The 20,153-nt window shown below is 32.4% G+C and carries 11 protein-coding genes and 1 tRNA gene; 5 read left to right on the plus strand and 7 right to left on the minus strand.

Annotated elements, in window-relative coordinates:
- Positions 1–8 precede the first annotated feature (8 nt).
- Both M030_RS0109870 and M030_RS0109875 read right to left on the minus strand, forming a co-directional pair.
- Positions 9–1,391, minus strand: a complete 1,383-nt coding sequence (locus M030_RS0109870) for a T9SS type A sorting domain-containing protein (protein ID WP_081806320.1) — start codon at positions 1,389–1,391, stop codon at positions 9–11.
- A 1,174-nt stretch (positions 1,392–2,565) separates the two neighbouring features.
- Positions 2,566–5,445, minus strand: coding sequence for a hypothetical protein (locus tag M030_RS0109875; protein WP_155860243.1), 2,880 nt, complete (start codon positions 5,443–5,445; stop codon positions 2,566–2,568).
- 284 nt (positions 5,446–5,729) lie between these two features.
- Here M030_RS0109875 and M030_RS24920 point away from each other — a divergent pair, with 284 nt between their 5' ends.
- Positions 5,730–6,011 (plus strand): hypothetical protein, encoded by a 282-nt coding sequence (locus M030_RS24920; protein WP_002978687.1) that lies wholly within the window; start codon positions 5,730–5,732, stop codon positions 6,009–6,011.
- A 173-nt stretch (positions 6,012–6,184) separates the two neighbouring features.
- Here the strand turns inward: M030_RS24920 and M030_RS0109890 are convergent, their stop codons facing one another.
- Positions 6,185–8,491, minus strand: coding sequence for an AAA family ATPase (locus M030_RS0109890; RefSeq protein WP_027373362.1), 2,307 nt, complete (start codon positions 8,489–8,491; stop codon positions 6,185–6,187).
- 325 nt (positions 8,492–8,816) lie between these two features.
- On the opposite strand from M030_RS0109890, the gene M030_RS0109895 reads away from it, so the two are divergent.
- From M030_RS0109895 to M030_RS0109910, 4 genes are all read left to right on the plus strand, one after another.
- On the plus strand, positions 8,817–10,895 hold the full coding sequence (locus M030_RS0109895) for an ATP-dependent nuclease (RefSeq protein ID WP_002978684.1): 2,079 nt from the start codon (positions 8,817–8,819) through the stop codon (positions 10,893–10,895).
- Positions 10,886–12,571: a UvrD-helicase domain-containing protein gene (locus tag M030_RS0109900; RefSeq protein ID WP_002978683.1), complete on the plus strand. Its 1,686-nt coding sequence runs from the start codon at positions 10,886–10,888 to the stop codon at positions 12,569–12,571. The genes M030_RS0109895 and M030_RS0109900 overlap by 10 nt, the downstream gene beginning before the upstream one ends.
- Before the next feature lie 340 nt (positions 12,572–12,911).
- A complete protein-coding gene (locus tag M030_RS0109905) occupies positions 12,912–14,399 on the plus strand; it encodes a recombinase family protein (RefSeq protein WP_027373363.1) in 1,488 nt (495 codons plus the stop codon).
- Positions 14,386–14,568 (plus strand): hypothetical protein, encoded by a 183-nt coding sequence (locus M030_RS0109910; protein ID WP_002978681.1) that lies wholly within the window; start codon positions 14,386–14,388, stop codon positions 14,566–14,568. Before M030_RS0109905 ends, M030_RS0109910 begins: the two co-directional genes overlap by 14 nt.
- Before the next feature lie 169 nt (positions 14,569–14,737).
- Here M030_RS0109910 and M030_RS0109915 read toward each other — a convergent pair.
- The 4 genes from M030_RS0109915 to M030_RS0109930 all read right to left on the minus strand — a co-directional run bounded on the left by M030_RS0109915 (position 14,738) and on the right by M030_RS0109930 (position 20,131).
- Positions 14,738–14,809, minus strand: a tRNA-Arg gene (locus M030_RS0109915).
- 71 nt (positions 14,810–14,880) lie between these two features.
- Complete coding sequence (locus M030_RS0109920) at positions 14,881–16,644, minus strand: TonB-dependent receptor (RefSeq protein ID WP_027373364.1); 1,764 nt, start codon at positions 16,642–16,644, stop codon at positions 14,881–14,883.
- Positions 16,645–16,673: 29 nt separating this feature from the next.
- Positions 16,674–17,159: a hypothetical protein gene (locus tag M030_RS0109925; protein WP_027373365.1), complete on the minus strand. Its 486-nt coding sequence runs from the start codon at positions 17,157–17,159 to the stop codon at positions 16,674–16,676.
- A gap of 8 nt (positions 17,160–17,167) precedes the next feature.
- A complete protein-coding gene (locus M030_RS0109930; protein WP_027373366.1) occupies positions 17,168–20,131 on the minus strand; it encodes a tetratricopeptide repeat protein in 2,964 nt (987 codons plus the stop codon).
- Between the last annotated feature and the right edge of the window lie 22 nt (positions 20,132–20,153).

The following is a 20,153-nucleotide window of genomic DNA, read 5'->3' on the forward strand; positions in this document are numbered from 1 at the left end:
GGTTAAGCTTAGTCAACGATTAGTTTAAAAGTTTTTATATTTTTTCCGTTCTGAGTAAGGTTGATTAAATAAGCACTTTGCACAGGAAGATGATGGGTATATGAACTTACAGAACTGCTTATTTTTTCCAGTTTTATTAACTTACCTCCTGCATCATAAATTGAAATAACCAGATTGTCCATCTTAGGAAAAACAATGGTAAAATTCTGATCTTTTTTTACCGGATTAGGATAAAGATTTATTGAGCTTACGTCTAATGAAAGATCTTTTTCCCCATATAAGTTTCCGGAACCGGAAACAGATCTCGGATCCTGTTCTTTACCTTTCTGATCCTTCGGACCAACCGCAAAAGTAAAGTAAGCTTTATTTGCCGAGTCGAAAGCGTCCACGAATTCTACTTTGTTGAAAGTGACATATTTTTCATTCTCCACACCTGGAATTCGCTGAACCTTTCCGTTATCTCTTTTAAGTAACATCCAATAAGCAATTGGAAGGGATTTCGGATTGACTGCATCTTTTAAAATCCTTACACTGTAATCCGCTTTGGGGACTTTGTTTCCAATAAAATCAATTTCCCAATTTCTTTCCAAAACTTCTAAGTCCCGATCTGTTTTTAAAGCCATTGCTTTATTATCGTCCGACCACATTACAAAATTATTGTTGTCAAGTGTGGTCGCATTTTCAAAATTGGTTCTGGCAATACCGTTCATCCCGATGGTCAGAAACAAATCTGCCTGATTTGTAGATTGCTTCTGATAGAGCTCATTTCCATCATCTCTTCCAAGACCTGTGGGTCGATAATTATAATCTTTATGTTTTTCCGGATCCCAGATTACTTTAGCGTCACTGCCGTAGTATTTTCCTTTTTCCAAGGAAATCCCATATTTGATAGACAGATACGAATGGATTTTATTAAGATCCATTGCCTTTGCTTTCTTCGTGAAAAAAATCATTTCATAAAGATTCTGGTCTTCAAATTTGATTTTCAAACTATCCACCTTTTCTCTTTGATCGGCATTCGCCAAAAAAGAAAAAATACTCGGACGCCTACTCAATTCTTTGGAGTTTTTACCTTTTACATAAGAATTATTGCTTAGCGAAACGTTCTTATCAGCATTATTCCAGATAAGTTCATTCTCCTTTGAAGTATGAACCAGGCTTATTGTATGGCTCTTATTTTTACTGTATTTAATATACTTTTTGAGAAGTTTGTCCTTGATGCCGCAATGAAAGTTTAATAAATTCTCATCAGGACATCGGGTGGCTTCCCGCAAGCTGGAATTAGTTTTTTCCCAAAGCTGGACATCAGATCCTACCAATTGGGAATATGCAGAGAAAGAACACGACAGCATAGCCATCATGAAAATTCTCCTACAGGAGATCGTATTCATATAAATGGTGGTTTTAATAACAACACAACAAGGTCTGAAAAGAGCTTAAAGTATTGTCTGATGATTATTTTTTTAATGTAGTAATAACAGTTCTCAACTATTGCAATAGGAGAATTGTCAAGTTTCAGAGAAATTTGAGTGTAGAATGTTCTTCATGAGTTTTTGGTTTTTAGTTTTGTTCAGTAAATGTAAACAAAAAATCAATTGAAAATATAAAATTTTGTTAAAAACAGTTAAATTAAAAGTAAAAATCCAACAAACACCTATGAACACTGGTTTTATTCACAAATACAGTTAACAGATTTCCGAATATAATAATATAATCCATCATTTTTGCCAATGCAAGCAGCCGGAATCTTCCTGATGCGACCTTAGTTCTAGCAAGGTTTATGACTTAAGAATAATGTATGTATAGGTTTTAATTAAATAATAAGAGCGGACACCATGAATTCCTGCAATAAATCATTAATAAAAACTGAATATCAACTTGTCAATCCTGCTGATCTCCCAACATGATTTGCCGCGGAAAACTGAGTAATCAAAATAATAATAAAGAGACCACCCAATGATAAAAAAGTATCAGGGACTACAATAAAATGATTGGAGGTTGCCTTTTTCCGGTGCTTACGTATGCAGTTGATTTATAAAACGCCGGTATAAAAACAAAAAAGCCCCTTAAAAAAGGAGCTTTGTGACCTCAGCGGTGCATTTTCCGAACACTTTTGTAGAAGATTTGGATAAACTTGCTAAACTCTCGTCATTCATTATCTCAGATTGAAATGTAGAGAATAATTAGATGAAAGTTGTAGTTCATTATAAGACTTGGTGGCAAATACATTATTTTGATTTGGTTATATAAAATCACCAATTTTGTATTTTTTACTAACTTCAACAAATACTTTTAATATTATGAATGATTATGTAAATAGGAAATTTTTAAAAAGTAATAGTCAATTATATTTAGACGGGACTTGTTCTTATTTGAAAAACTATCCATAAGCTTTATATCCTTCTCTTATTTTTAGGTCACTTTTTTAAATAAGATTAAGAGCGTTTGTTTTTATTAGTCAAATATATGTCCTTTTTGTTTTTCCAAAAAAAAGACAATTTTTGATTGCAAAATTTCACTAAAACACAGACTATCAAAGGTAAAAATTCTTTAATGAAATATGTTTTACTTGTTGTATTGTTGATAGATGGGTCTGAAATAATCATATCCCTCTTTCACCAATCTATTGATGATGTGATTAGCTACAATATTCTGTTGATTCTCGTATAAGAATACCAAAACATTTAAAATAGGTTCTTTCTTATAAACATAATTTATTTTCATTAATAAAGCTATTCTGCTAATCAAATGAGCGGGGCTATTATTTATCCATCGAGATAATGCTTCTGTAATATGAATATTTACGATCTGATTCTGAAATTTCTTCATATTTTCTTCAACCAACAAGACATTTTCTTCATCTAATTTTTCTATAAAATCAGTGAGGTAAACAACTCCTTCTAATAACTTACTATCATTACTATCGGTTATTTTTTCTATAGACTGATTTATTAGTCCCCAAACTTTTAGAATTTTGTTAATTAAATCCTCTTTATTTCCAATCTGATCATTATCAATAATTGATTTTTGCCCTCTTAAAAGAGAAATAATTTTTTGGAGAACATGAATGTTCGGATTCTTCAGTGATTTATAAAGAAAACTTTCTTCAAAGCTATTTTCATAATTCCAAAAATAATAGGCTAAAAAATGCCTTAACAGACCGTGATTATAGAAAGTAAGAATCTTATCTGAATCTATGGCACGCTGATAACTTGAATAAAGTATTTTATAAAAATCAATATTTAACGGATTTCTAAAAGCTATTCCAGACATAAATGCTTCCCATTTAATATCATCATAATCTTCTACTTTTGAAAGATTATCATTAACCCAGGTGTTATCTAAGAACATAAATTGGGAAAGAAACTTTCCGAAGAGAACATAGGAATCAATATGGTTTTCGAAAGATTGTTCGAAAGCCAATTTAGCTTCAATATCCCATCGAGCGACTTTCTGATTATTCGGCAGATTTCTAGCATACTTCAAAGAATAATTAAGCAAACCTGTTAAAACATGTCCCGCTGTAGAATTTAAAGAATGAAGAATAAAATCACCACTCCGAATGGTACTAAAATCATCTTTAGGTAGTTCATCCAAGCATTGAAGCAAAACTTTTTTACAGTTTGGCAATAACTTACAATCAAAACTATGCTGTTCGTTTTGTGCTCCAGAAGTTATAAGCATACCAATCTCTCCAATTATCCAATCTTTAGTTACCCTAAAATCATCTTCTAGCTGAAGCTTATTAGATTTAAAAGACTCATTTGTTATGTATGCATAACAAAATTTCATAACCTTATCCCAATCAAAATCTCTACTTAACCTCCAAGCTTTAGAAAAACCTGATAAAATATTATAAGCATATATAAACTTAATCTCTACTAATTCTTCAACAAAATGAGCGAATCTATTTGGATCCTCTTCCACCGCTTCCTTTATAGCTTCTGCAAATCCATCAATTGTTGGATCATCAAATCCATAATTACTTTTAAAAGAATCCAGTTCATTCAATAGTTGCTCATCGGACATCGTTAGAATTTCATCTTTTGAAAATGGAGTGACATGGCCCATCCTAACAACAATTTTACCTTCTTCAGAATAATCTTTAGTAATCTTAGACTGTTCTTCAATCGTCAAGAACTTAGCACTAAAAAATGAATTTTCCTTTAGCGCGTCCAACCATCGGTGTTGCCATTCTTCTTTATTCAAGGCTAAGTGTTTGTCCCCTATTGGACCATTTTCAATTATTTTCCAAATAAACTTTTGTTCCTCTTCATTTAAGTCTGTACTAACTTTAGATAGTAGATAGTGAAGCTCTAATCTATAGGCATAGGTAGAAAATAAATACATACTATCTTTTTCATCCAATAACTTCCAAAATAAAAATTTTAAATTACTCCAATCTTCAGCAACAATATAGAACAACATTCTCTTGAAGTATGGAAGATCAAATCTTTGGTCTTCAATAAAATCATTTAATACATCTTGTAAACTCTCGCTATCCTGCGTAACTAATTTGGTTAACCATTCTCTTAAATTAAATGAAAATACACCCAAAATAGGAGTATTATAATGAGAGTTCTCATCCAAATCTTTAATTCCTTCATATCCAATTATAGAAGTATAATCGCTCCAAAAATTAAAACTCAGACGATTATAAATATCTTGATAGATTACTTTATCAAGGTTATTTTTGTCAAATAAATCAGTTAAAAATTGATTAAACCAAACCTTATCCAGCTTTAAATAATTCTCTTGCGAAACCTCATCGATAATCATCGTTTCACCATTTGAAGATTTTTCCAAGCGAACTATCATTTTTTCAAAAATTCTAAATATTTTGAAAATATAATTTGTTTCACCAATTTTTCCCTCCGCAAAAATAACGTGATCGCGTAACAAGAAATTGATTTGCTCCAATAATCTGTATATCGTTTTGTTATGACAAATATTTATTATTTTGTCAAGTAATCCCTCGTTATGAAATGCATTATTTAAGGTATATGAATAATAAGGTGAATAGTATTGTACGGTAGATGATCTATTAAAATCCTCCAGATTATTTGATGTTCTCAACTCAAATAAATAATATAGAATTATTTCAGCTTTCTCTCTATCATTTGGATTATCTGTTAAAAATTTAGGTAATAATGAATCTGTAATTTCCGACGTTTGCAACATTGTATCAAATTGACTGGTTACCCATACAGGGATATAGTCCAAATATTCCTTTGTTACATTTTCGTTTGGAACCAAAGACAATATCTTAATTAAGCGATACCAAGTGTGGTAATTGTCGACGGGGTGTTCCGAAATATCCTTAATGATTTGTAAAATTTCCGGAACAAGTTCCAGATGCTCCGAACGCTCAAATTTTGTAGCAACACTAATCAGATAATCTAAAACCTCCCAAGATGGAATTTGATATCCACTTTCTTTTTGCACGGGTACCCACAAGTTTTTTCACGTTTTTCTGGGCTTGCAAAAGTTAACCAATGGATGTTATCTTGCTTAAACAAATACAGTATAGATTAATGTTTATGAATTTAAAGGTAAGACGAGCCAAGGAATTACTCTTGAGTTTATCATAAAGAATAATCAACTTAAAACTGTATACCTTATCGTTTAGTTATTTTAAGAACAAAATAGCTTGTCATTTTCCAAATTTTACTTAATTTTAAATAAAGCAATATTTTTTTATAAAGCATCATTTAGAAACATAAATTATAATGAAAAACTATTACGCATCCGAAGAACTTGCTCAGATTTTACTAAATAATGGATTCGTAGACATCACTGATAAGAAATTCCCGCTGCACTTTAAGCAAATAAAAGAAAATGGCTATGACCCTGAAAAAGCTAAACGAGCATTTAGGATAAATACTAAAGATCTGATTCTTTTCGATTATATCACAGTTAAATTTGTCCACAAAGGAAATGGTTGTAGTGCAACAAATATGAGAAAAGAAATATCTGAAAATGAATTGAAATCAGCCATTGCATTTTTTTAAACTTCCTTATCAAACCAGAAATGCTATAATGCGATCAGGTGTTGCAATTCCTACATTACATCAGGATTACAGATATATTCAAGAAAATCCATCCTACAATAATCCCAGAAATAAACATATTGTTAAAGCTTTTGAAGAAGTTAAAATTAAATGAATGAATTTTTTTAGAAAAATTATATTTTTTCTAAAATCCATCTTATTAAAAATTCATTTGCAATCAAAATATAATTCTCTGCTTCTTGTTTAGATTTTGTCTGTCCAGGGTGAGCCGCAGAATTCCTCTGAATTCTTAAGCGCTCAAGCAGATTAATTTTTAAATTATTTGCATTATTAAATATTGTAGATAAATGTTGTCTCAAATTATTAAGTTCAGAAGGATTGCAACTCACACGACGTGTTCTACCTGATTTAAATTTTTCTAGCGAACCCTGCATTTTTGCCAATGTCAAGCCGGGTATTCTCAGTGGAGAAAACAAAATCTGCAGCTCATTCTCGATTGCTCTTCCATACTGGATAATAACAGGCGAGAAATCACTATTTAAATCTGTCGTAGCAAGCAAAAGTTCAGCAGAAGATAGGTATTTAACAGTGGTACTATTTAATTTATGGATATCAAAATTGTTAGAAATAATTCCCTCATAAACCGAGATATCTAACTTATTAACATACTCATCAATTCGCAATTCAAGATCATTGATTCTTTCATCATCTTGGACACTTTTTTCTTTCAAATTATTAAAATCATTAACAAATTGAATATTCAGGAGACTATGTTCTAAACTGGTTGTTTCATCAAAAAAACCACTATCAAATACATTATAATCGATACTGCCGTCATCAGAGATACTTAAAGATGACATTTGTTCGATATTAGTATTAGACTTCGCTTTATTCCTAAGATAAAATAATTTTACTCTTTTGCCTTTAAGCTTCTTTGCAGCTACTAAATTCTGAAAATTACGAATAAGATATTCACTGTGAGTTTCGATTATTAATTGGATATTAAATTTGTCATTGGCCTCTAAAAACATTTCTGCAAGAAGTGACTGCCACTTAGGGTGCAGATTAGCTTCCGGTTCTTCGATAAGAAGCAAACTTGGAAGATAATAAATCTCCATATGATAACCATATTCATTATCAGGAACCTCTTTTTCCCTTCTATTTCGTTTTGCCTGCACACAAATTTGAATTAATATCAAAATCAATTGTTTAATACCATACCCAAAATCAACTAGCTCACGATGACTTCCATCAAAATTAGTAACTAAAATAGAGATTAATTGAAGCTTTACCTGAAAATCAATGCTAATATTTAATCCTATTTCGAATTTTTTTAAATACTTTTCCATGAAAGGAAAACTTGATTCAAATGCATGGTAATCTTTAAGTAAATTTATAAATGGAGAGTTACTAGATGCAGAATAAACTCTAGCATTCTTTTCTTTTACCGCTGAAAGATAGTTAACCGTTAAAATCCTTTGCTGCAAAAGATCCCAAGCACTTTTAAAACAATTTTCAATTACATTATATTGAAGATTATTTTTATCTGTTTCTATCCAAAATACTTTCTGCTTGATGATATTAACAGAAGCCAGATAAAGAATTTCTTCTACTGTTGGAGGTGGAGTAAAATCATCTACTTCAAAATCACTCTCTCTGATTACTGCCCTATCACTAACAATATTATCTTGCAATCCATCAACAAATATAGTCCAAGAACTTAGATTAATATTGTCTTTAAAGGATTTAATGAGTACGGACGGAACAAATGGAACATGTTCTTTAGATGCGATACCATCCATATCCTCCAACCACTCTACACTATTGTCATTATCTTCATAAATTTTATAGAATCTGTATACGTTTTTTAATTCTTTCTTAAGCTTTCCAAAGTTAATAGTCCATTCGACAAATCCTTGAAGCTGGTTATAAGGTAGAATTGGTACATATTGTGAAAAAATAACATCTTCAGAATTTTTCTTATAAGCTTCGAATTTTTTTTCGTTTTCTTCTTTTTCTTTTTTGTACTCAATATCATCTATCGCTAAATCATTGTCAGTAGCTTTTTTATATGCAAAAGAAAACAAAAGTGATTCATCTTCATTATCAAGTACCTTGATTTCTCTTAATTTTGCTTTATATTTTTGATTAGATTGTACATCAAAAGATAATGAAACAAACAAATTAGTCAATCCTAAAAATGTAAAAGGAAGAGAAATTTGCATTCTATTATTCTTACTATTGTGCAAAACATTGTCAAAATCTCCTAATAAATGTTCTTGTAAACTCAAATCAAGATCAAACACTGATTGCCCTTCTTTAATACTATCTCTTAAAAGCTGAAGGAATTTAATAATTGAGCTTTTGCCTGAATTATTTGCTCCAGTTAGTATGTTTATAGAAGACATTTCCTCCTGAAATCCTTCTACATCATCAAATATTCTAAAGTTTTTAAGACCAAGAACGTCTATTAATCTCATTATTAGTTTTTTATTATAATTTCTTTTTAAAGTAAAAGACTTTCCCTGAGTCTTAACTGCATGATCAACGATGAAAATAGCTAATTAAAAATTCACTTAAAAAATGTGACTTAATAATTATTACAAATTTTTAATTTGCTGTTTTATATTTTGTCTAAACATCTAAAAAGTGCTGTAAATTTAAAAACTTTTTTTTCTATAAATTATGGAAAACCGTAATAATTCAGTAGGGAAATTAAATAAATTAGCAAAGCTTATTCAAGACTTTAAATTAAGTATATAAAATTTAATAATTTTACTTTTTTACATTTCAACTTAACTAACCATGTACATATCTCAGATTAAAATTACCAATTTCAGGAATTTTGAAAATACTACAGTCGATTTTAATGACGGCATCAATGTAGTAATAGGTCATAACAATGCCGGAAAATCAAATTTGGTTTCCGCTCTTTCCTTAGTTATGGATAATTCAAAGTCAAAACGTCTTAATATTGACGACTTTTACAAACTTATTCCGACCGCACATTTATTGACTTCTCCTCCAAAAGTAAGCATTGAAATAACAATCAAAAAAGGATCTTATGAAACGGAGGATGACTTAGTAACCGTTTCAACTTGGCTAACCAGATTAGAGGAAGATTACGAAGCAAAATTAACATATGAATTCTTTCTTCCCGAAAAGCATGTCGAGAATTACCAAACCTTAGTTAGGGAAATTCCTGAGAATGAAAACCAAAATAAAAATATTTGGAATACGATTAAGCATGATTTCCTAAGACTTTATGTAGTAAAGATTTGGGGAGGAAATGTTGTCAATCAATCCACAGCAGACGTAGACTCATTACAAAAATTTGATTTTCAATTTTTAGATGCTATAAGGGACGTCGAGAGAGATATGCTGACGGGGCGAAATACTTTGCTGCGAGATGTTTTTGATTTTTTCATGGATTATGATATCAAAATCCATCCAACAAAAACAGCACCTGAGAAACATATGGATATTAAAGAAAGAAAAATTGAGTTTTCTGAAAAAGCTGAAGAATTAGTAGGTTTGTTACACAGGAGAATTGCATCAGGAAAGGAAGAAATATTATCTTATGCAAAAGATACGGGAGCGTCATTTAACAATGCTGTTCCAGATTTTGAAGGAGTAATATCAGAGACAGAGTTGTATAGTGTTCTAAAGTTAATTGTAGAATATGAGACAGGAATAAAAATTCCTGCAACACGCAATGGTCTTGGTTACAACAATTTAATTTACATGTCTCTTCTTTTAGCAAAAATGCAGGTCAATAATGACGTTAATTATTTGGATAGCAATGCAAAAATATTTTCAATGCTGGCTATCGAAGAGCCAGAAGCTCATCTACATCCGGCAATGCAATTCAAGTTTTTAAAATTTCTCGATGAAAATAAAACTAAAAGAAAAGTAAGACAAATCTTTGTCACAACACATTCAACACATATAACATCCGCCGTTGGGCTAGATGAAATTATTTGCCTGCACAATAATGAAGGAGAAACTATTGTGGCATATCCCGGAAAAACATTTGTTAATGCGGAAGGTCAACCTTTAGATCATAGCAAGAAGTATGTTGAGAGATTTTTGGATGCAAGTAAGTCAGATATGCTTTTTAGTCAAAAGGTACTATTTGTTGAAGGACTTGCCGAACAAATCCTTGCGACGGTATTCGCAGGTTACGAAGATAAATCTTTAGAAGACCATCATGTAAGTGTCATTAATGTTGGAGGAAGATATTTTAAACATTTTCTTTATTTATTCGATTCTGAAAAAGATTTCTCAATATCAAAACCTGTCGTATGTATGACTGACAAGGATCCTGAAAGAAAAAACAGAACAGTAGAAAGATCAAATTTTCAGAAGTGTTATCCATTTGAATATAATAGTGAAGCTGAAACCTTCGATTACCAGCAAAATTCTTTTAGCAACGAATATCAGCGGGAGACTCACCCGAACATTACAGTATATTCTCAAGATTCGGAGTTAGGAAAAACATTGGAATATGAAATAGCATTTTCAAATCCATCATTAAAACTAATTCTAACGGATTCTATGAAAAATAGAAATGAGCTAGAACGTCTAATGGATTTGTACGATCACGAAGATTCAACACTTGAAAATTTCTTTGAAATCCTACGTGAAAGTGATGAGAATGAGAGAATAATTTCCGGCATTACTCTCAACACCTCGCTTGATTTAGATGGTAAGAAAAGATCGATAATTGCAGCAAGATATCTTAATTCCATTGGTAAAGGCGAAAATGCTTTAGAATTGGCAGTTGTGCTAAAGGATAATTTATTAAAAAAAGGTACTGAAGAATATGTAGAGTTCAATGTTCCTCAATATATTAAAGATGCAATAGAAAAGTTATGCCAGTAGAAATATCATCAGATTCCTTAATAGAGATTAATAAACATTTTAAAGTTAAGGCTGGACCTGGTGCTGGTAAAACGCACTGGCTGGTTGAGCACATTAAAAATGTTACAAGAAATTCCACACTAATTTCCGGCGCAAAGAAGATTCTTTGCATTACATATACCAATATTGCAGCTGAAACAGTTTTAACAAGGCTTGGAAGCTCGGCAACTCAGGTTGAAGTATTGACAATTCACAGTTTCTTTTATTCCCATATAATTAAACCTTATCTATCATTCATTGCTGAAGAATATGATTTTGATGTCAGCTCGCTAGATGGTCATACAGATATTATAGTTTCTGATTACTCATTTTTGCAGGAGTGGAAGGCATTAACCGGTCAAAAAAGAATTACCGATGATAATTTAATTACTTACGCCTTTGAAAGACTCAGATGGTTACTAGTAGACGATGAATTGATTGTCAGAACAGATTATCCTTTCAGATTTGGGGGTTATCCTATTAAAAACAGCTCATATTTTGATTACAAAAAAATGACTTGGCAAAGGGGTATACTTCATCATGATGATGTATTGTTTTTTGCCTATCAGATTATCAAAAAGTTTCCTTTTGTTATTAAAATAATCAATAAGAAGTTCCCTTACGTATTTATTGATGAATTTCAGGATAGCAACCCTATACAGGTAAACATAATCGAAAAGTTATCAACTGGTTCTACAATTGGAATCATCGGTGATGTAGCGCAATCCATATATGCATTTCAAGGTGCAACACCTGCACTTTTCGATGGGTTTACATTACCTGAAATGGAGCATTATTTTTTAAAATTTAATCGCAGAAGCACTAATGAAATCATTGATTTCCTAAATATTATCAGGCAAGATCTTCCTCAAGATTATCATAGAACGGTTTCTATATCAAAACCAGTACTTTACGTGGGTGATATGGTCGAAGCTCTGAGAAGAGCTAAAACCTCTTGTCCTGATGGGTATGTATATACATTATCTAGAAATAATATCACTTCCAATGCTATGAAATCAGAAATAAACGGCTCTGGAATGGACGATAAGCTTTTACGGAAAATCAAGTTAGAAGACTCGACTAAAAAAAGGGCTGATCTAATAACAGCGTGTATTACTGCTGTTGCTCTCGGGCAACAATCTAAATTTAAAGAAGCCATAAAAGTTTTAGAAAACGTAATAAATTATAGACGTAATAGGTTAGAAGGAAAAAAGAAAGCTTTACATTACTTAACGATCTTAATGGCAAAATTCAATGACTATAAAGATCTTTCTATGCTTGAATTCTCAGAATTTATCAGACTGAATATTAACGATAGTATTCCAAAAGCAACAAAAGGAAAAGGAAAGATTTTTTATGAAAACAACACATTCCAAAGCGTCTACTTGTGTGTAAATATATCTGAAGATTTAAGCTATCACAGAACAGTCCATAAGGCAAAAGGAGATGAATTTGATAACGTTCTATTAATTTTAAAAGAAGAAAAAGATTTAAAATTTATGTATGAACCAGATTTATACAATTATACGCAGGAAGAACATAGAATTTATTATGTTGGAGCAAGTCGTGCTAAAGATCAACTTTTTATTTCAGTTCCAACACTTGATGTTAATGTTGAAGACATCATAAAAGATATGGTAAATATTCAAAGATTTTAATCGATATTCTAAAAGATGCGATTTTTTTTAACATTTAGCATATAATTCATATTTATTCGAAGAGCTAAGCTAGCCCAATGACATTAAAATCAGTAGGCAAATTAAGGCAATAATATACCAAAGTTAGATATATAAAATACTACTTGTTTTTAAAATTATACTATCCATAGAGAAATAAAATTGTTCTTTTTAGTGTAAAAATAAATCTGGTACATTAAAATATATAGTAACCGTAATTTAAAGATATTCTTGTCAGTTTCATTATTTGGTCTGAAGCATATATTTCGTATAAAAACCTAACTTAAATGTTTTTAAATTAGGTGTTAATTACGTCACATTTATGAAAACAGCTTACTTATACGTCAGAGTAAGTACTGACGAACAAAAAAGAAAAGGTTACTCCCTACCGGAGCAGGAAGACAGATTATTGAAATATTGTAAATACAACAATATCGAAGTTAAAGGAATTTATCGTGAAGACTATTCTGCTAAAAATTTCAATCGTCCAGAGTGGAAAGAATTATTCTCCGAAATTAAAAAGAAGTCATCAGAAGATAAAAATATATTATTTATTAAATGGGATCGATTTAGTCGCAATGTCGAATATGCTTACGAAATGATTGGAAAGCTTCGGAAGTATAAGACAACCGCAATGGCTATCGATCAACCTATTGATTTCTCCGTGCCTGAAAGTACTGTTATGTTGGCTGTATATTTAGCCGTTCCAGAGGCAGAAAATACTCGAAGAGCTCAAAATACTTCTAATGGTATTCGTCGAGCTAAGTTAATGGGTAGATATCCAAATAAAGCTCCCATAGGATTTATCAACGTAACTTTAATTGATGGTAAAAAAGCTATTGTACCTAAAGAACCGGAAGCTGAAATTATAAAATGGGCTTTCAGTCAAGCTGTTCAAAATCATCACAAAATATCTGAAATCAGTAAAATAGCTAATGAGAAAGGATTGATATGCTCACGATCATACTTTTTCCGGATTTTGCGCAATCCAATTTATTGTGGAATCATATCAGTTAAACTTAATTCTAATGAAAGACAGATGATAAAGGGATTACATGAACCATTAATATCTGAGGCATTATTTGATCAAGTTCAATCTGTCATTAATACAAAAAGAAAAATGACAGCTAAAAGAGATGATTTAAAAGAAATGTTTTTTCTTCGAGGCTTTTTGACTTGTCCTGTTTGTGGTCGAAAACTTACCGGAAGTTTTTCAAAAGGTAAGCAGAATAGATATCCCTATTACCATTGCGACAATCGTTGCAAAATTAGAATTGGTGCAGTTTTACTTAATGACAGTTATCAAAATAAACTTCAAGAATTAATACTAGCAGATAACACGATGGAGTTGTTTAAGAATATTTTGGAAAATCAGAATATAAAGACTCAGAAAGCGAATTATTTGTATGCTCAACAATTAGTAGACAGAAAGATAAAAGAGGAAAAATTAACGCTTTCTCGAGGAAGGAAATTATTTATAGCAGGAATATTAAAGATCGATGATTATAATGAATTAAAACAAGAAAGTCAAATCAACACAAAAAATCTGAAGAAAGAAGAGCGTGACATTACTCTTAATTTAAGAGTAATCGATAAAATGAATCAAATGGAAAATAAGACATTTCGTGAGATTTTCCAAAAATTTGTCGAGTTTGATACTTCAGATAAAAAGCATCTTGTGAATCTTATTCCTCCTATTGATATTGATTATAAAACTGGAGACCTTTCATTAGAATTTAAGCCAGCATTTTCAAAAATATTGTCAAAAAAAAGTAATCGAAAAAACAATAGGAAAAATGAATTTCATTGATAGAACTGTTTCAGTAGAACAAGCGATTATTATTCTGGCCAAGAATGGTGTTCAGGTAAATGAGAAAGAAGCTAAGGATATATTAGAATTGCTATATTTAGTAGCAAAAACCTACAATAATTCAAAAGAGAAAAAAAGCTCTAACCTTAAGGAGAATTCGAAATCTTAATGATTGTAGATTACAAGCCTATTGTGGCACTTTCAGACTGTTTATTTCAAACAGACTAAGTATTTTACGTTTAAAACATCGAACACAAAAGGTCAAATTTTAAAAATTTGATAACTAAGCATTTACGGATAAAAAAAGGAGATAACTAATAAATAGTTGTCTCCTTAAGTGACCGCAGAAGGATTCGAACCCTCACTGTCGGAGCCGAAATCCGAAGTTCTATCCATTAAACTATGCAGCCGTATTCATTAGTAATGAATGATAAGTAATGAAAATAAGACGATTACCTATCATTCACTGCTTTTTTATGATTTAGAAAGTGATCTTCACTCCTCCCAGAATCTGAGCACCCAAGACTTTATATCCTTTGTATGTCTGGTATTTTGAGCTTAGAAGATTATTTCCGAGTGCGAAAATACTGAAATTTTTGTGAATTTTATACTCTGCGGAAAGATTTAAATCAGCATACCCCCCAACTTTATCATTCGTGTTCTCCGTAGACTGATAAATTACATTATGAGCGCCTATACCTTCGATCGCATAAGAGTTTGTTGTTCTGTCACTTGCAAAGATTCCTTTGAAGCCCAGTAATAATTTTTTATCCAGCATTGTATATTTAGCTCCGATGCTCGCATTGAACAAAGGAACGTTATAAATATTGTCAAAATTCTTTAAATTATATTTTGTAAACCTTAAATCCCCGTCAATAATTAAGTTTGCTAATGGGAAATACTGAATACTACCTTTAATATCGCTCACATTTCCGTCATCATAAACGGCAGAGAATGTATTGGCAAAGTTATATGCGGAACGATTCACTGATGTATTATCAAAAAGTCCGTTAGCCCTGAAGAACATAATATCTTTCATCTTTCCGAATCCTGCAGAGAAGTCATATTTCAATGTTTCATCGATATCTCCTCTTAATCCCACATAGAAATGATATTTCGTTTCTGTTGGCTTTAGATACTGGTCAGAAACAAGAAAAGGATTAGCCTGTAAAAGATCAGAATACGTATTGAGTTTAAGACCACCGTCTACTCCACCATAGAATTTAAATTCTTTAGCAGCAGCTACCTGGAATTCAGCCTGTGGAAACCAGTACGTTTTATTGTTCTTCAGCTCATCCATTTGTCTGTTTGAGTTTTTAGCATTCAGGAAAGAAAATCCTGATCCTAACATCAAATAAGACTCGCCTTTTCTGAAAGTTACTTTCGGAGTTAAATTGGTATTAAAGAAATTGGAAGAGTTTTTATCCAGCAACTCAAAATCTGTTTTTACAGACTCAAGTCCTACTCCTAAATCGGCATTAAGATTAATTCCTGATTTCCCGAGTTCTACCGCATGTTTTGAAAAATTTGCAAGCACGGAAACCTGATTTTCTGAAGCACTGAAATGATCTTTCAGGAAAGAAGATTTCACTCGTACATCATTTAAAATTTCATTGGAATAGAAGTCGTAATATCCGTTGACCTTAAACTGATTTACATTCTGCTTCAGATCAACATCTGCAGAAGGCTGCATAGCATAAATTCCGTAATAATTATAATTATTTAAACCATATTCGGCATTTACATTGAATTTCCCTTTTTTGCCATAAGAATTAAGGAAAGCAGCAAAAGCCGCGGATGTCTGTTTTGATTTCCAGTCGTAATCTTTTTTAAGACCGCTGGTCGATAAAACATGAACATCACCTCCTACTTCAATTTTGTTTTCAAGGGTTTTGGAAACATTCCCATCCAACAGGATTTTTCCATAATTACCCATTCCGAACTGGAAATAATTATTCTGGGCAGTTCCGTCAAATTTAGGAGCTACATCTTCTCCCTGGATCGTTGAAGTTTTAAAATCCGAAACCGCAGGAACGTCTGTAATATTGTATTTGACAGGATTCTGAGACTTCTCCTCCGGAGGATAATTTTTAATAGTTTCCACGGAAGTTTTCTTCTTCTCGATCTTCTTCACTTCCGGCTCTCTTTTTTTATTAAGAACCAGCTTTTCCTCCTTGATCTGGGAAAACGCAAACTGCGAAACCCCTAAAAATAATATGGATAATAATTGAATTTTTCTGTTCATATTTTCTTTATTTGAAAAATATAACGGTTTTATTTATTGGAAGCAATATAACTGCCTAATAAAGCCTTCCCTGACTGTTTTGAAAAAGTTTTGCCCAGTCTGAATATATTAAACAGCCAAAGGCTTTGATAAACCTGTAATTTGTATTGATAATTTTTCGTTGTATTATTTTCAACAGTATCATAGCTGTAAGAAATATCATAGGGAAACCCTGAAGGCACCAATCCTAATGTCATCATACTTCCGATCATTGGATTTCCACATGCCGGAGTACGGGTTTCCATAGGATGCAATGTTATTTTCATCACTTGAGTACTGTCTTCTACAATATCATAAATCTTGGAATGTTTTAGAATTTCAAATTCTTTTTTAAGATTCTTATTAGCCACAAAAACCTTTTGTTTTGGAAAATCCGCCTTTGCTTTTCTAAACTCTTTAGAAGAAACATTATAGGCTGGGATACAGCTCCAGAGCGAAGCAGAAATTAAAAAAGAATAGGCACTTATCTTAAACATCTTCAATCCTATTTTTTAATTTGCTTTTTAACCTCTTTAGCTTCAGCTACGATTTCAGGGAAATCTTTATAGTTGGCAATGATCTGGTCACATGTATAACTTGCCTGGTAATTATCCTTCAGCCCGATATAGTTTTTCGCCATCAGTACCAGCGCTTTTGCACCCCAATATTCTTCTGATGCATAATTATTGGCCAGTTTAAAGATTGTTTCATTCGAAGATTTGAACGCTTTTCCTTTATTCTGATAGTATGCTTTTGCGTACAGCGCTTCTGCTGCTACCGAGGTATTGGATGATTTTTCAAGAGAAGCATAGGCAGACTGAGCATCTTTATCTTTCCCTGAATTCATCAGACTTCTCGCCTTGATTACTTTTGCCGTTTCGATCACAGCCGCTGAATTTTTGGAGTTACCAATTACGGCATTCGCCAGTTTTTCAGCTTCGGAGAAGTTCTTTTCTTCAGCATATAATTTCATCAACTCCACATTAGCATAGTTTTTAATACTGATATCTGAAGAGTTTTTAATGCCTTCAAGATACTTTTTAGCTTCCGTGGTGTTTCCTTGTGCTATAAAAATCTGAGCTAAACGAGTTTGCGCGTCATCTTGGTAATCATTCTGAATCCCAGCCACTTCCTGCAATACAAGTAAAGCTTTTGTTGAATTGTTGGTCTGGTAATAACTTTCTCCCAGTTCATACTTCGCCTGATACAATCCTTCGCCTGTAGGGTTTTGCGTCAGATATTTTTCATAATAAGAGATTGCGTTTTTATAATCTTTCTTAGAGAAATATTGTTTTCCCGTAGATAAGTTGATCTCATCGATCTCAGAGGCGTCAACATTCACGCCGATAGTTCTGGCGAAGTTTTGGTATCCGGCAACATCCCCGTTCTTTGTGAAAATTGGTTTTGCCGCCTGAACAACTTTTTGAGCGTAAGCGGTATTTTTATACTGCTCTCCCAAAGCTGTCAGTTCAGATAGTGCCTTATCATTCTGATTCTGGTCGATGTAATTCTGTGCCCTGTAGATCGAAGCATTGGCAATGAGATCTTTGTCTGAAGAAGTCTTAATCACTTTTCCAAAATAATCATTGGAATTGGCAAAATCATCCTGAGCAGCATAGGCCGTTCCTATTTCATATTGAGCATCATCATAATATTCCGAATCCGGATATTTTGATAAAAGGTTTTTCAGATTATTGATCTTCGCCTGCGTATCTCCTTTAAATCCTAAAGCCATAGCCTTTTGGTATAAAGTATAATCTGTAGCATCAGCATTTTTATCATAAATAGCGATCGCCTCGTTCAGATCATTATTGGCATAATGGATATCTGCGAGACGAAGTTCGGCATCATTTTTAAACTCAGGTTTTGGATTGGCCAGATATTGTTTAAAATAAGTGGAAGCCTGATCAAATTTTTTCGATTTAAAATAAGCATACCCTAAATCATAAGGTAATTGCTGCTTTTCAGGGAAATTCTCGTTCAGAAGTTTTTCATAACGAACGATAGCAGAAGGATAATTTCCTTTTTGATAATAGACCTGAGCCAGCCAGTACAATGCCCTGCTGTTAAACTCTTTATTGATATTAAAAGCGAGACTTCTCAAGAAATACTTTTCAGCCTCGTCATAATTCCCTTTATTGAATTCCTCTGTTCCTAATAAATAAGAAACTTCCTGGTCTACTTTATTGATTTCAGGAGTCGAGCTTTGCAGCCTGTCGATGGCGTTCAAGGTTTCTTTATAGTTTCCTGAATACAGATATGATTTCACCAGCAGAGATCTCATTTCTGAAGCATTGGCACCATTCTGATTTTCATTGATATAACTTTGAATAACTGCTGACGGGCTTTCAAAAGGGTTTCCGATATCATAACTCAGTTTTGCATATTGCTCATGAGCAAGCTTTTTCACTTTGGCATCATAATCCATCTGGTAAGAAGAACGGAATGCAGAAAGGGCTTCCTGTTTTTTATCTACCGCCAGATAAGCATTTCCTAATTGATAGTAAGCATTTTGTGCCAGTGCAGAGTTACTGTTCAGAAGCTGGTTATAATAAGAAACCGCTTCATCATATTTTTTTAACTGAGCGGCAACGAATCCCATTTCATACAAATCGTTTTCGGACGGGTTTTGTTGTACATTCAGGTAATCTTTCAGGTGAGGGTATGCAGCATTATAATCATTCTTCATAAAATAGCTCTCCCCGATGATTTTATGAACCTCAGCTTTGTAAGATTCCGAAATGCTTTCGTTCAACAAAGCATTTCCTTCAGAGATTGCCTGATCATAGTTTTTATCGTTGTAGTACATCTTTACATAGTAAGGACGTACCAGCTTTGAAAATTTATCATCATTTTTTACAGAATCAAAATATTGGAAAGCTTTATCATTCTGTCTGTTGCTATAGTATAAATGCCCAAGCATATAAGCGATGTCTCCCTTTTGAGATTGATCTGCCGTTTTGTAGGCTTCTTCCAGAGCATCAATGGCTCCTTTAGAATCTCCTGTCATATATTTGGCATATCCCAGTTTCAGAATGTACTGCGTGTTTTCCTCTTTTGAAAGCTGATATTGGTTTACTTTTTTCAAAGTTTCCAATGCTTTATCGAAGTCTTTCTTAGCCAGGTAGTAATCCGCCAGAGGAAGATTGGCCTGCGCAAAATAAGCAGAATTCGGATATTCTTTGATAAAAGCCGTCAACCCTTCTTCAGCATGGTTTTTCTGAAGAATAACTCCAATCACATTATCAAAAAATTGAGCGCCTTCCTTTTTTGAACGGGACAAATTCTGATTATAGAAGTATTGTCTTGCGTATTCATACTGGGAGGCGTTGTATATTTTTGTCTGATAAAGATTTTCAGCTAGATTGAATCTATAATTTTCTTTCTGGGTAAAATATTGGGACTGTTGGGCATCGGAGATTCCGAAATAGATCACAGCAGCCGCTAAAAGTATTTTTTTTGATTTCATTCTTCTTGATATAAGAAAATTA

The sequence above is a fragment of the Chryseobacterium sp. UNC8MFCol genome, from assembly GCF_000482305.1.
Lineage (GTDB): Bacteria > Bacteroidota > Bacteroidia > Flavobacteriales > Weeksellaceae > Chryseobacterium > Chryseobacterium indologenes.

What these genes read in the sequence shown, in the direction of transcription:
- M030_RS0109930 (WP_027373366.1), bottom strand. Translation starts at nt 20,131, where the DNA reads ATGAAATCAAAAAAAATACTTTTAGCGGCTGCTGTGATCTATTTCGGA.
- M030_RS0109900 (WP_002978683.1), top strand. Translation starts at nt 10,886, where the DNA reads ATGCCAGTAGAAATATCATCAGATTCCTTAATAGAGATTAATAAACAT.
- M030_RS0109870 (WP_081806320.1), bottom strand. Translation starts at nt 1,391, where the DNA reads ATGAATACGATCTCCTGTAGGAGAATTTTCATGATGGCTATGCTGTCG.
- M030_RS24920 (WP_002978687.1), top strand. Translation starts at nt 5,730, where the DNA reads ATGAAAAACTATTACGCATCCGAAGAACTTGCTCAGATTTTACTAAAT.
- M030_RS0109895 (WP_002978684.1), top strand. Translation starts at nt 8,817, where the DNA reads ATGTACATATCTCAGATTAAAATTACCAATTTCAGGAATTTTGAAAAT.
- M030_RS0109890 (WP_027373362.1), bottom strand. Translation starts at nt 8,491, where the DNA reads ATGAGATTAATAGACGTTCTTGGTCTTAAAAACTTTAGAATATTTGAT.
- M030_RS0109925 (WP_027373365.1), bottom strand. Translation starts at nt 17,159, where the DNA reads ATGTTTAAGATAAGTGCCTATTCTTTTTTAATTTCTGCTTCGCTCTGG.
- M030_RS0109920 (WP_027373364.1), bottom strand. Translation starts at nt 16,644, where the DNA reads ATGAACAGAAAAATTCAATTATTATCCATATTATTTTTAGGGGTTTCG.
- M030_RS0109905 (WP_027373363.1), top strand. Translation starts at nt 12,912, where the DNA reads ATGAAAACAGCTTACTTATACGTCAGAGTAAGTACTGACGAACAAAAA.
- M030_RS0109910 (WP_002978681.1), top strand. Translation starts at nt 14,386, where the DNA reads ATGAATTTCATTGATAGAACTGTTTCAGTAGAACAAGCGATTATTATT.